The 12,144-nt window shown below is 67.8% G+C and carries 11 protein-coding genes; 7 read left to right on the top strand and 4 right to left on the bottom strand.

What is annotated here, in order from left to right:
- The first annotated feature begins 4 nt into the window (after positions 1 to 4).
- Positions 5 to 766: a tRNA pseudouridine(38-40) synthase TruA gene (gene truA, locus TthTMY_RS01600; protein ID WP_096411700.1), complete on the top strand. Its 762-nt coding sequence runs from the start codon at positions 5 to 7 to the stop codon at positions 764 to 766.
- Positions 767 to 956: 190 nt separating this feature from the next.
- On the opposite strand, the gene TthTMY_RS01595 is transcribed toward truA, so the two are convergent.
- The 4 genes from TthTMY_RS01595 to erpA all read right to left on the bottom strand — a co-directional run bounded on the left by TthTMY_RS01595 (position 957) and on the right by erpA (position 5,620).
- Positions 957 to 2,144: an ABC transporter permease gene (locus TthTMY_RS01595; RefSeq protein WP_096411698.1), complete on the bottom strand. Its 1,188-nt coding sequence runs from the start codon at positions 2,142 to 2,144 to the stop codon at positions 957 to 959.
- 9 nt (positions 2,145 to 2,153) lie between these two features.
- Positions 2,154 to 3,164 (bottom strand): ABC transporter permease, encoded by a 1,011-nt coding sequence (locus tag TthTMY_RS01590; protein WP_096411696.1) that lies wholly within the window; start codon positions 3,162 to 3,164, stop codon positions 2,154 to 2,156.
- 74 nt (positions 3,165 to 3,238) lie between these two features.
- Entirely contained in the window at positions 3,239 to 5,119 is a 1,881-nt protein-coding gene (locus TthTMY_RS01585; RefSeq protein ID WP_096411694.1) for a peptide ABC transporter substrate-binding protein, read from the bottom strand.
- Positions 5,120 to 5,239: 120 nt separating this feature from the next.
- On the bottom strand, positions 5,240 to 5,620 hold the full coding sequence (erpA, locus tag TthTMY_RS01580; protein ID WP_096411692.1) for an iron-sulfur cluster insertion protein ErpA: 381 nt from the start codon (positions 5,618 to 5,620) through the stop codon (positions 5,240 to 5,242).
- An 82-nt stretch (positions 5,621 to 5,702) separates the two neighbouring features.
- Between erpA and TthTMY_RS01575 the strand changes: the two genes are divergently transcribed.
- From TthTMY_RS01575 to TthTMY_RS01550, 6 genes are read left to right on the top strand one after another with little or no spacing between them, the layout of a single operon-like run.
- Positions 5,703 to 6,833 carry a M24 family metallopeptidase gene (locus TthTMY_RS01575; RefSeq protein ID WP_096411690.1) on the top strand — a complete coding sequence of 377 codons (1,131 nt, stop codon included), beginning with the start codon at positions 5,703 to 5,705 and terminating at the stop codon, positions 6,831 to 6,833.
- Between the two features lie 26 nt (positions 6,834 to 6,859).
- Complete coding sequence (locus TthTMY_RS01570) at positions 6,860 to 7,792, top strand: ribose-phosphate diphosphokinase (protein ID WP_096413082.1); 933 nt, start codon at positions 6,860 to 6,862, stop codon at positions 7,790 to 7,792.
- Positions 7,793 to 8,506, top strand: a complete 714-nt coding sequence (locus TthTMY_RS01565; protein ID WP_096411688.1) for an alpha/beta hydrolase — start codon at positions 7,793 to 7,795, stop codon at positions 8,504 to 8,506.
- On the top strand, positions 8,493 to 9,077 hold the full coding sequence (locus TthTMY_RS01560) for a DUF72 domain-containing protein (RefSeq protein WP_223903348.1): 585 nt from the start codon (positions 8,493 to 8,495) through the stop codon (positions 9,075 to 9,077). Before TthTMY_RS01565 ends, TthTMY_RS01560 begins: the two co-directional genes overlap by 14 nt.
- Entirely contained in the window at positions 9,074 to 10,966 is a 1,893-nt protein-coding gene (gene speA, locus TthTMY_RS01555; protein WP_223903347.1) for a biosynthetic arginine decarboxylase, read from the top strand. Before TthTMY_RS01560 ends, speA begins: the two co-directional genes overlap by 4 nt.
- A gap of 48 nt (positions 10,967 to 11,014) precedes the next feature.
- Positions 11,015 to 12,094 (top strand): GGDEF domain-containing protein, encoded by a 1,080-nt coding sequence (locus TthTMY_RS01550; RefSeq protein ID WP_096411686.1) that lies wholly within the window; start codon positions 11,015 to 11,017, stop codon positions 12,092 to 12,094.
- Positions 12,095 to 12,144 lie beyond the last annotated feature (50 nt).

The following is a 12,144-nucleotide window of genomic DNA, read 5'->3' as shown; positions in this document are numbered from 1 at the left end:
GGGCGTGCGGCGCCTCCTCCTCCTTTGCGAGTACGACGGCACCCTGTTCGCCGGGCTGCAGCGGCAGGGGAGGGGCCTGCGCACGGTGCAGGGGGAGCTGGAAAGGGCCCTGCCCGGGATCGGCGCCCTCCCCAAGGCGGTGGCCGCGGGGCGCACGGACGCCGGGGTGCACGCCCTGGCCATGCCCTTCCACGTGGACGTGGAAAGCGCCATCCCCGTGGAGAAGGTCCCCGAGGCCCTAAACCGCCTCCTCCCCGAGGACCTCAAGGTGGTGGGGGCGAGGGAGGTGGCCCCCGACTTCCACGCCCGCAAGGACGCCCTGTGGCGGGCCTACCGCTACCGGATCCTCGTGAGGCCCCACCCCTCCCCCCTCCTCCGCCACCGGGCCCTTTGGGTGCGGCGCCCCCTGGACCTGGAGGCCATGGAAAAGGCCCTCCTCCTCCTCCTTGGGCGGCACAACTTCCTGGGCTTCGCCAAGGAGGAAACCCGGCCGGGGGAGCGGGAGCTCCTCGAGGCCCGGCTCCAGGTGGCGGAGGGGGAAGCGGGCCTCGAGGTGCGCCTCTACTTCCGGGGGACGAGCTTCCTGCGGGGCCAGGTGCGGGGCATGGTGGGCACCCTCCTGGAGGTGGGGCTCGGAAAGCGGTCCCCGGAGAGCCTTGAGGCCATTCTGAAAACCGCCGACCGCCGCCTGGCGGGCCCCACCGCCCCGGCCCACGGCCTTTACTTCGTGGAGGCCGCCTACCCGGAGGAGAAGCTTAGGCCCTAAGGCTTTTCCCCCCTAGCCTAGGAAAGCCCTCTTCCAGGGCCCCCATGCTGGCCCAAGCCAGCATGGGGTAGTTAAGCACCCCACCGCGGCTTTCGCCGCGGTGGGGGCCCCAAAAGGACCTTCCCAAGCCTTATTTCGGGCAACCCGTGTCGCGAAATCAACGTGCAGCCACTTAGGGACCCCCAGGCGCCTAGAGGCGGCTCCTCGGGTCCAGGGCGTCCCGGAGGCCGTCCCCCAGGTAGTTGAAGGCGAGCACCGTGATGAAGATCATGAACCCGGGGGGCAGGGCCAGCCAAGGGGCGATGAAGATGTACTCCTGAGCGTTGGTGAGCATGTTGCCCCAGGTGGCCACAGGGGGCTGGATGCCAAACCCGAGGAAGGAGAGGGCCGCCTCCACCAGGATGGCCTGGCCCACCTGCAAGGTGGCCTGGACGATGAGGGGAGCCATGGCGTTGGGCACCAGGTGGCGGAACATGACGCGGAAGTCCGTGGCCCCCAGGGCCTGGGCGGCGGTGGCGTAGTCCATTTCCCTTAAGGAGAGGATGCTCCCCCGCACGAGCCTTGCCGTCCCCAGCCAGCCGAAGAAAACGAGGATGGCGATGATGATGAACACGCTGGCGGCGTCCCCAAACACCCCCTGGGCCCAGCGCCCCACCGCCACCTCGGGGTCCCGCAGGAGGGCGGAGAGCACCAAGAGGAGGGGAAGGGTGGGGATGGTGAGCATGAAGTCAATGAGGCGGCTTATGGCCACGTCCAGGTCCAGGCGGATCTCTCCCTTAAGCCCGAACCAGGCGGCCCAAAGGGCGAGGGCCAGGACGAGGCCGAAGCCCAGGTAGCCCCATAGGCTTCCCGCCCGGATCCCCTCCGCCGCCAAGGTCCAGGCCACGGAGACCGCGAGGTACAAGACCCCGTAGTAGAGCACCCAGGAGAAGACCCGCCAAAGCGCGAAGCTCCAGGGATAAAACCCCTCCTTCTCCCGCCGCAAGGGGCCCAAGTAGAAGCGGAGGGGCCGCCCGGCGTAGTAGCCCGCCAGGGTGCCCATGAGGGTCCCGATGATCACGCTGGACAAGGCCACGGCGAACCCCACGAGGAGGGAGATCCGGGAGCCGTAGATGATCCGGGAAAGCACGTCCCGCCCCAGGTCGTCCGTGCCCAGGAGGTGCTCCCGGGAAGGAGGGTTGAAGTAGTACTGGCCCACGTCCTCCCCCGTGGGCTGGGCCGTGGGGTCGTAGGGGGCGATCCAGGGGGCGAACAGGGCCATGAGGATGAGGAGGACGATGACCACCAGGCTCGCCATGGCCATCTTGTGCCGCCGGAAGCGGCGCCAGAAGAGGCTGAAAAAGGTCCGAGGCTTAGAGGATGCCGTCGCGGTCGCCATGAAGCACCTCTAGCTGTAACGGATCCGGGGATCCACCACCGCGTAGGCCAGGTCCGCCAGGAGGTTGAAGAGGGCGGTCATCAGGGCCAGAAAGGCCAGGGCGGCCATGGCCACGTTGTAGTCCTTCTCCACCAGAGCGTCAAAGATGGCCCGGCCCATGCCGGGGTAGCTGAAGATGGTTTCGGTGATGGTGGCCCCGCCCAGGACACCGGGGATGGCGAGGCCCACCAGGGTCACGATGGGGATGAGGGCGTTCCTTAGGGCGTGCTTGTAGAGCACCACCCGCTCGGCGAGCCCCTTGGCGCGGGCGGTGCGGATGTAGTCCTGGGAGAGGACCTCGAGGAGGGAGGCCCGCATGAAGCGCGTCCACTCCGCCATCTGCAACGCCGAGAGGGTGAGGACGGGGAGGACGAGGTGCCAGGCCCACTGGCCCAAAAACTCCCAGAGGCTCACCGCCCCAGAGCGCACGTCCTCCCAGAGCACCGCGGGCACCCCGCCCGTGGGGAAGCGGGGAAAGCCGGGGATACTCTCCGGCAAGACGATGGCGAAAAGGTAAAGGAGGAGGATCCCCAGGAAGAAGACCGGCATGGAAAAGCCCACGAAGGAGAGAAAGGTGATGGCGTAGTCGGCCAGGGAGTACTGCCGCACGGCGGAGAAGACCCCGACGGGGATGGCCACCAGAAGGGCCAGGGTGAGGGCGAGGCCTGAGAGCAAGAGGGTCTTGGGCAGGCGCTGGACGAAGACGTACTCCGCCGCCGGGATCCCGTAGGTACGGCTGTAGCCCAGGTCACCGCGCAAGGCCCGGTTGAGCCACTTGAAGTACCGGATGTGGAGGGGCTGGTCCAGGCCGTAAGCCCGCTTCAAGGCCTCAAACTGCTCCGCGGTCATGCGGGGGTTCTGCCGCCTGAGCTCGTCCAAAGGGTCCCCCGGCTGCAAGGCCAAAAGGGCGTAGATCACCACGCTGGCGGCGAAGAGCAGGGGGATCATCTGCAAAAGCCTGCGCACCGTGTAGGCGAACACCCTTGTACCTCCCCTTTATTCCATCAAAAAGCCCGCTGGGCTAAAGCCCAGCGGGCCTCACTATACCACCCGGGTTACCTGGTGGAAAGGGCGTACTTCGCCTGGTCCCACTTCTTCACGGCGCCGCGGCTTTCCCAGCCGATCTCCCATGCGTTCCAGCCGGGGTAGCCATAGCCACCGGCGTAGGCGCTGGCCACGTAGTTCACGAGGCCCTTCCGCACCACGTAGGGGTTGGCGCGGAAGTAGAGGGGAAGCGCGGGAAGCTCCTCGGCCCAGATCTCCTGGGCGCGCCAGAAGAGCTGCTTGCGCCGCTCGGGGTCAAACTCCAAGACCCCCTGGCTCGTCAGGCGGTCAAACTCGTCGTTCCGCCAGCCGCCGATGTTCTGGCCCTGGTAGTTGTTCTCCTTGGTGGGGACCAGGATGGCCCCGGTGTTCAGGTTCCTGTACTGGAAGAGGCCGCCGTCCTCCTGAAGGCTAGACACCCAGGCGAACTCAAACATCCCGGTCCACTTGCACTCGGAAGCCCGCTGGATGAAGTCGTCGGCAAAGACCACGGCGGAAGGAGCGTTGTTGATCTTGACGGCGATGCCGATCTTCTTGAGGTCCTCGGCGAAGAACTGCTGGGTGCGCTCGCGGATGACGTTGCCCGCGGTGGTCACGTACTCAATCTCAAAGCGCACGGTGCGCCCGCCCACGGTGCGCTGGAGGATGCCGTCCGGCCCCTTCCTCCAGCCCATCTCCGCCAGGAGGGCCTCCGCCTTCTTCAGGTCAAACTCGTACTTCTTCACGTTGGGGTTGAAGAGGGGGTTGACGGGGGCGATCCAGGTGTGGGCCACGGGCTGGAGGCCGTCAAAGAAGGCCTTCACCAGGCCCTCCCGGTTCAGGGCGTGGAGGATGGCCTGGCGGGTGCGCTTGTCGTTGAGGCCGAGGTCCCTGACCACCTGGCAGTTCTCAAACTTGTTGATGTCAATGTGCTCCCAGATGGCCCCGGGGACGAACCAGATGTCAAAGCGGCCGGGGGCGCGCCGCGCCAGCTGGGGCGAGCGGCCCTGGTCAAAGGTGAGGGAGACGCTGGAGGTGGCGTCAATGGAACCGCCGATCACCGCCACCAGGAGGGAGTTGGTGTTCTGGATGAAGCGGTAGACCACCTTCTGCACGTACTTGCTCTCCCCGCCCTCGGGCTTGATGGGGAAGTTGGGGTTCCGCTCCATCTCAATGGAGTTCCCCGGCACCCAGCGGCGGAGCTTGAAGGGCCCGGAGTAGACCATGGCCCCGCGGTTCAGCGCCTGGGGGGTGGCGAACTTGAGGAAGAAGTTGCGGTAGAGCTCGTTGAGCTTCTCCGCGTCCTTGTCGGGGTCCAGGTTCCGGGCGGCGGCCTTCACCTTTTCCCACTCGGGCCCCATGATGTGCTTGGGGGCGTAGCCGATGGGGGAGCCGTAGGTGCCGCCGTAGGTGTCGTAGTAGTAGGCGGGTTCAAAGATCACGGTGAAGTTGCGGGCATCCCGCACCCGGAGCTGGACCCGCTCCCAGTAGTCGGGGTTAAGGACGGGCATGCCCTTGGCCTTGCCCACCTCGTAGTAGAAGGCCACGTCCTCGGTGGTGATGGGCTTGCCGTCGGACCAGCGGGCGTCTGGGCGGATGGTGAGGTCCATCTCCAGGCGCTTCTTGCCGCCGCCGATGTCCGTGACCCGCAGGCGGCCGTTCTGCTGCGTGGGCACCTCGGTGGCCAAAACGGGGAAGTTCTCGCTGTTGGCGTTGAAGCCGATGAAGGGCGCGAAGAGGTACTGCTCAATCTCCGACTTGATGGCCTGGTTGGAGATGACCGAGAGGAAGTCCCCCGCCAAGACCCTGGGCTCTTGGGAGGCCCCGATGACGAGGCTGTTGTCCTGAGGCCCCGCCAGGGCTAGGCCCAGAGCGGTTATACCGAGTACAGCCAGCTTACCTACCTTCTGCATACCGCCTCCTTTCGTGGCACCGTCTAAGTGGCCGAGGCCATTATACGACCCGCCGGGTTAAGGTCAACCGGGAAAAAGCTAAAGGGGCCCTCAGGCAGGGCCCCCCGAAGGAACGGGGGTTTAATGGCCGCAGGCGCGGGCCTCCCCTTCCTGGTCCTTGGTGCGGAAGGAGTGGCCGCAGCCGCAGGTGCTGGCGGCGTTGGGGTTGTGCACGGTGAAGCCCCCGCCCATGAGGCTTTCCACCCAGTCAATCTCCGAGCCCACGAGGTAGGGCAGGGACATCCGGTCCACCACCAGGCGCACCCCATGCATCTCCACGAAGGTGTCCCCCTCGAGCTCCCTTTCGTCCACGGCCATGCCGTACTGGAAGCCCGAGCACCCCCCAGACTTGATGTAGACGCGAATGGCCGCGCCTTCCTTGCCGTAGCGGGCGAGGATCTCCTTGGCCTTCTCCGCCGCCAGGGGGGTGATGCGGATGACCGCCTCCTGTGCCTCTACCATGCTTCTCCCTCCCTACCCGTAAGCCTAGCACGGCAGGGGTAGGGAAAGGTGAGGCGACGCCCACTCGGGATACCATGGGGGCATGGACCTTCCCCGCGTGCAGGAAGTCTTGAAGGAGGAAGGCCTCGAGGGCTGGCTCCTCTTCTCCTTCGGAAGGAGCAACCCCCTGGCCCTCGAGGTCCTGGGCCTCGCCCACCTCCACTTCACCCGCCGCTTCGCCTACCTCATCCCCCGGGAAGGCGCGCCCACCCTCCTCTGCCACGCCATTGAGGCAAGCCTCTTCCCTCCCCTCCCCGGAAACCGGAGGACCTACCACACCTGGAGGGGCTTCGTGGAGAGCCTTTCCGAAACCCTTTCGGGGCTTCGGCGCGTGGCCTTGGAGTACGTCCCGGGGGGGCAGATCCCCTACCTCTCCCGGGTGGACGGGGGCACCCTGGACCTCCTCCGGGGCCTGGGCCTTGAGCTCGCCTCCTCCTGGCCCCTCCTCCTCCTCTTCCAGACCTGGGACGAAGGGAAGCTGCAAAGCCACCGCAAGGCGGCGGCCGGCCTCGCCCGGGCCAAGGACCTGGCCCTGGACTTCCTGCGCCAAAACCCCGAGGCCAGCGAGCGGGAGGTCCAGGGGGTGCTCGTGCGGGCCCTGGAGGCGGAGGGGCTCGTCTTTGACCACCCCCCCATGGTGGCCTTCGGGCAAAACGCCGCCAACCCCCACCACGAGCCCTCCGAGGCCCGCCTGGAGGAAGGGGCGGTGGTCCTCCTGGACCTCTGGGCCAAAGTACCTGGGGGGGTCTACGCCGACCTCACCTGGATGGCGGGGAAAAGGCCCCCGGAGGCGGCCCACCGGGCCTTCCGGGCGGTGGCCCGGGCGCGGGACGAGGCCATCGCCTTCGTGGAAAGGGCCTACCGGGAAGGCCGCTACCCCAAGGGCTTTGAGGTGGACCGCCTGGCCCGCAAGGTCCTGGAGGAGGAGGGCTATGGCCCTTACGTCCGCCACCGCACCGGGCACAACCTGGGGGAGGAGGTCCACGGCTCCGGGCCCCACCTGGACGACCTGGAAACCCACGACCTCCGCCCCCTGGTGCCGGGATTGGCCTTCACCGTGGAGCCCGGGGTCTACCTGGAGGCCTTCGGCGTGCGCACCGAGGTGAATGTCTACCTCCACCCCACGGGCCCCGAGGTCACCACCCCCCTTCAGGAGGCCATTACCCCGCTTTAGGGGGGCATGGTATCTTGGGGGACGGCATGGACCGCCCCCTCTTGATCTTCTCCGGCCAGTCCAACCGGCCCCTGGCCCAGGCCATCGCCGAGGCCCTAGGCCTCCCCTTGGGCAAGAGCACCACCTTGCGCTTCGCCAACGACAACCTCTTCGTCCGCTACGAGGAAAGCCTGAGGGAGGGGGACGTCTTCATCGTCCAGTCCTTCGTCCCCCCGGTGCAGGACCACCTGATGGAGCTCCTCATGATGGTGGACGCCGCCAAGGGGGCGAGCGCCGCCCGGGTCACCGCCGTCATCCCCTACTTCTCCTACGCCCGGAGCGACAAGAAGGACGCCCCCAGGATCTCCATCACCGCGCGGCTCATCGCCGACCTCCTGCAGACGGCGGGGGCCGACCGGGTCCTCACCATGACCCTCCACTCCCCCCAGGTCCACGGCTTCTTCAAGATCCCCGTGGACCACCTTTCCGCCGAGCCCGTGATCGCCAACTACTTCGCCACCCGGGTGGACCTGGAAAACGCCGTGGTGGTGGCCCCGGATGCCGGGGACCTCAAACGGGCAAGCGCCCTCGCCCGCAGGCTCGGCCTTCCCCTGGCCTTCATTGACAAGGAACGGGTCTCCGACACGGAGGTGCGGGTGCGGATGCTGGTGGGGGAGGTAGAGGGGAAGACGGCCCTCATCGTAGACGACGAGATCTCCACGGCGGGGAGCCTGGTGGAGGCGGTGGAGGCCCTCATGCAGGCCGGGGCCAAGGAGGTCTACGCCGCCGCCACCCACGGGGTCTACGTGGGCCCGGCCCTGGAGAGGATCGCCCAAAGCCCCGTGAAGGAGGTGGCCGCCACGGACACCTGCCCCCCCAAGGAAGGCCCCAAGCTTAAGACCCTCACCGTGGCCCCCCTGTTCGCCGAGGCCATCTGGCGGATCCATAGGGGAGAGTCGGTGTCCAGCCTGTTTACCTAGATGGTGCGGACCGAGCGGCTCACCTTGGCGGGGCTTTCCGTCCTCGCCCGGATCCCCGAGGCGCCCAAGGCCCTCCTCCTCGCCCTCCACGGCCTTCAAGGCTCCAAGGAGCACATCCTCTCCCTCCTCCCCGGCTACGCGGAAGGGGGCTTCCTCCTCCTCGCCTTTGACGCCCCGAGGCACGGGGAAAGGGAGGGCCCTCCCCCCTCCTCCAAGAGCCCCCGGTACGTGGAGGAAGTCTACCGGGTGGCCCTGGGGTTTAAGGAGGAGGCCCGGAGGGTGGCGGAGGAGGCAGAAAGGCGCTTCGGCCTCCCCCTCTTCCTCGCCGGGGGGAGCCTGGGGGCCTTCGTGGCCCACCTCCTCCTCGCCGAGGGCTTCCGGCCTCGAGGGGTCCTCGCCTTCATCGGCTCGGGCTTCCCCATGAAACTCCCCCAGGGGCAGGTGGTGGAGGACCCTGGGGTCTTGGCCCTCTACCAGGCCCCGCCCGCCACCCGGGGGGAGGCCTACGGAGGGGTGCCCCTTCTCCACCTCCACGGCAGCCGGGACCTCATCGTCCCCCTGGCCCGGATGGAGAAGACCTTGGAGGCCTTGAGGCCGCACTACCCCGAAGGCCGTCTGGCCCGGTTCGTGGAGGAGGGGGCGGGCCACACCCTCACCCCCCTCATGGCCCGGGTGGGGCTGGCCTTCCTGGAGTACTGGCTTGAGGCCCGGTAGCGAGATCCTGGTGGGGCTCAGGGGCTACCGGGGCTTCCCCGGTGGGTTCAAGGCCTACCGCAAGGCCTTTCCCACGGTGGAGCTCTCCTGGTGGCACCGGGTGGGGGACGTGGGGACGATAAGCCGCCTTAGGGCCCTCGCCCCCGAGGGGTTTCGCTTCAGCGCGGTGGGCCACAAGCACCTCACCTTCCGCCCCACGGGGGAGGAAAGGCGCGTCCTTAGGCGGCTTCTCCGGCGCTTCCGCCTCTTCGGCCCCAAGGCGGGCGCCCTCCGCCTCCTCCTCCCCGAAGACCTTTCCCCGGAGGCCCTCGAGGCCTGGCTCCCCCTCCTCGAGGGGGTCCAGAACGAGCTCGGCCCGGTCCCCATCGCCTTCCAGGCCCCTGCGCCCCTGAAGCCCCTCCTCCTTGAGCGGGGCCTGGCCGTGGTGAACGCGGAGGAGGGCCCCTTCCTCTACCTCCTGGACCCCGAGCGCCTCCCCCCGGGGAAGGGGTACGCCTACTTCGCCCCGGAGCGGGTCTTCCCAAACCCACCTCCCGGGCCTACACTCGGGGAGGAGGTTGAGGGGCGTTGAAGGTGGCCAAGCGCTTCACCCTTAAGGACGCGGAGGAGCTTTACCTGGTGCCCCACTGGAGCGGGGGCTTCTTCCGGGTGGGGGAGAAAGGGGACCTGGAGGTCACCCCCTTGGGCCCCAAGGGCCCCGCGGCCTCCCTCTTGGAGATCGTGGAGGCCTTGAGGGACGAGGGTAGGCCCCTGCCCCTCGTGCTCCGCTTTCCCCAGATCCTCGAGACCCGGGTCCGGACCCTCAACGAGGCCTTCCTGGAGGCCATGGCGAGGTACGGCTACCAGGGCACCTACCGGGGGGTCTACCCGGTGAAGGTGAACCAGCGCCGCCTGGTCCTGGAAACCGTGGCCCGGGCGGGGAAGGCCTACCACCTCGGCCTCGAGGCGGGGAGCAAGCCCGAGCTCGCCCTCATCCTGGCTCAGGACCTCTCCGAGGAGGCCCTCATCACCACCAACGGCTTCAAGGACGACGACTTCGTCCGCCTCGCCCTCATGGGGAGGAAGCTCGGCCGCAACGTGGTGATCACCCTGGAAAAGTTCGCCGAGCTCTCCCGGGTCCTCCGCCTTTCTAAGGAACTCGGCGTGAAACCCCTCTTGGGCATCCGCTACAAGCTCAAGGCCAAGGGGGCGGGGCAGTGGGAGGCCTCCGGGGGCGAAAACGCCAAGTTCGGCCTCACCACCCCGGAGATCGTGCGGGCGGTGGAGGTCCTCCAAGAGGAGGGCCTTTTGGACGCCCTGGTGATGCTCCACGCCCACATCGGCAGCCAGGTCACGGACATCCGCCGGATCAAGGCCGCGGTGCGAGAGGCGGCCCAGACCTACGTGCAGCTCAGGAAGCTCGGGGCCCCCCTCCGCTACCTCAACCTGGGCGGGGGCCTGGCCGTGGACTACGATGGCTCCAAGACCAACTTCTACGCCTCGGCCAACTACACCCTCTCCGAGTACGCCGAGAACCTGGTCTACGTCACCAAGGAGGTGGTGGAGGCCCAGGGCGAACCCCACCCCATCCTGGTCACCGAGAGCGGGCGGGCCATCACCGCCTACCACGAGGTCCTGGTCCTCCAGGTGATTGACGTCATCGCCCCGCCCGGGGAGGCGCGGCCAAGCCCTCCGCCCCCCGAGGCCCACCCCCTGGTAAAGGAGCTCTGGGAGAGCCTGCAAAGCCTCTCCCCCAAGAACTTCCAGGAGGTCTACCACGACGCCTTCGCCGACAAGGAGACCCTCCAGACCCTCTACGACCTGGGCCTGGTCTCCCTGCGGGACCGGGCCCTGGCGGAGGAGCTCTTCTACCACATCGCCCGCCGGGTCCAGGCCATCGCCCAGAGCCTCCCCTACGTCCCCGACGAGCTGGAAGACCTGGAGAAGCTCCTCGCCGACAAGCTGGTCTGCAACTTCTCCGTCTTTCAGAGCCTCCCCGACGCCTGGGCCATCCACCAGCTCTTCCCCGTGGTGCCCCTCTCCCGCCTGCTGGAGCCCCCGACCCGGAGGGCCACCCTGGTGGACATCTCCTGCGACTCGGACGGCAAGATAGACCGCTTCATTGACCTCCACGACGTGCGCCAGACCCTGCCCGTCCACCCCGTCCGTCCCGGGGAGCCCTACTACCTTGGGGTCTTCCTGGTGGGGGCGTACCAGGACGTCCTCGGGAGCAACCACAACCTCTTCGGCCAGGTGGGGGAGGCCCACGTGCGGGTGGAGGAGGAGGGCTTCGCCATAGAGCGCTTCGTGGGAGGGGAGACGGCGGAGCGGGTGATAGAGAAGATGGGCTTCACCGCCCGGGAGCTGATGCTCGGGGTGGAGCGCCTGGTGCGGCAAAGCCGCCTCTCCCCCGCGGAGAAGGGGACCTTTTTGGAGCGGTACACCCGGGAACTCCAGGGGTACACCTATCTGGAAGACTGAGGGGCGTTAAGGCCCCCTTAAGGGGAGAAGGGGCAGGATGGGGCCGTGATGGCCCCAAGGAAGGTGTACGCTAAGGGTAGCTTGCACCCCACCCTCGAGCTCCTGGACCCCTTGAACCCGGTTCGGCGGCGGATGGCCCTCTGGCTTCTCCCCCTGGGAGCCCTCCTCGCGGGGGTAGCCTACTGGGCCTCGAGGCCGGGGGGCGTGGACCCCGTGGACCGGGTCTTCCTGCCCCTGATGGGGATAGGCTTCCTCCTCCTCGCCCTTCTCCTTTGGCGCCTTCCTTCCTCGGCCCGGTGGGCCATCCCCACCGCCCACGCCCTCGTCGCCTCCTACCTCCTCTCCACCCTGGGCTACCAGCTCCTCTTCCAGCCCAACCCCATGGGCCTCTCCCCCGCCGCCTTTTGGGTGCCCTTCTTCTACTTCTCCAGCTACCTCTTTTTCCCCGCTCGGAAAGCGGTACGCCTGGCCTTCCTCTACCTCATGGCTCTTTTCCTCCTGGCCCTACTGGGCACCTTCCGAGGGCACTTCCAGGCCATCCACCTCAACGCCTTAGCCCAGTTCTTCGGGGCCAACCTGGCCTACGTGGGCCTCCTCTACCTGCTGGTGCAGCTGAAGGAAGGGTATCTGGAAGCCCAGCTGGACGCCTACACGGATTTCCTCACGGGCCTTCGCAACCGGCGCTACCTGGAGCTGGTGCTGGAGCGGGAGCTATTCCGCGTGCAACGCTACGGCCGCCCCCTCTCCCTCGTGGTCTTGGACCTGGACGGCTTCAAGGGGATCAACGACACCTACGGCCACGAGGTGGGGGACCGGGTGCTCAAGGCCCTGGCGGCTTGCCTCGAGGGCCACGTGCGCCAGAGCGACCGGGCGGTGCGCCTGGGAGGCGAGGAGTTCGCCGTGGTTATGCCGGAAACCTCCTTGGCCCAGGCCATCCACTTGGCGGAGCGGCTCCGCCAAAAGGTGGCGGCCCTGAAGGTGCCCCCGGTGGAACACCTCTCCGCCAGCCTGGGCGTGGCCCAGGCCAGCCCCACCGACTCGCCCCTCTCCCTCCTCCGCCGGGCGGACGAGGCCATGTACCGGGCCAAGCGCAAGGGGAAAAACCGGGTGGAGGCGGCCCCCAAATAAGTGCCCCACCGCGGCTTTCGCCGCGGTGGGGGCCCCAAAAGCTCTTCCTA

Source organism: Thermus thermophilus, assembly GCF_019974155.1.
GTDB classification, from domain to species: Bacteria; Deinococcota; Deinococci; order Deinococcales; family Thermaceae; genus Thermus; species Thermus thermophilus_C.
The sequence above is the reverse complement of the archived record's forward strand: the minus strand, read 5'-3'. Positions and strand labels throughout refer to the sequence as shown.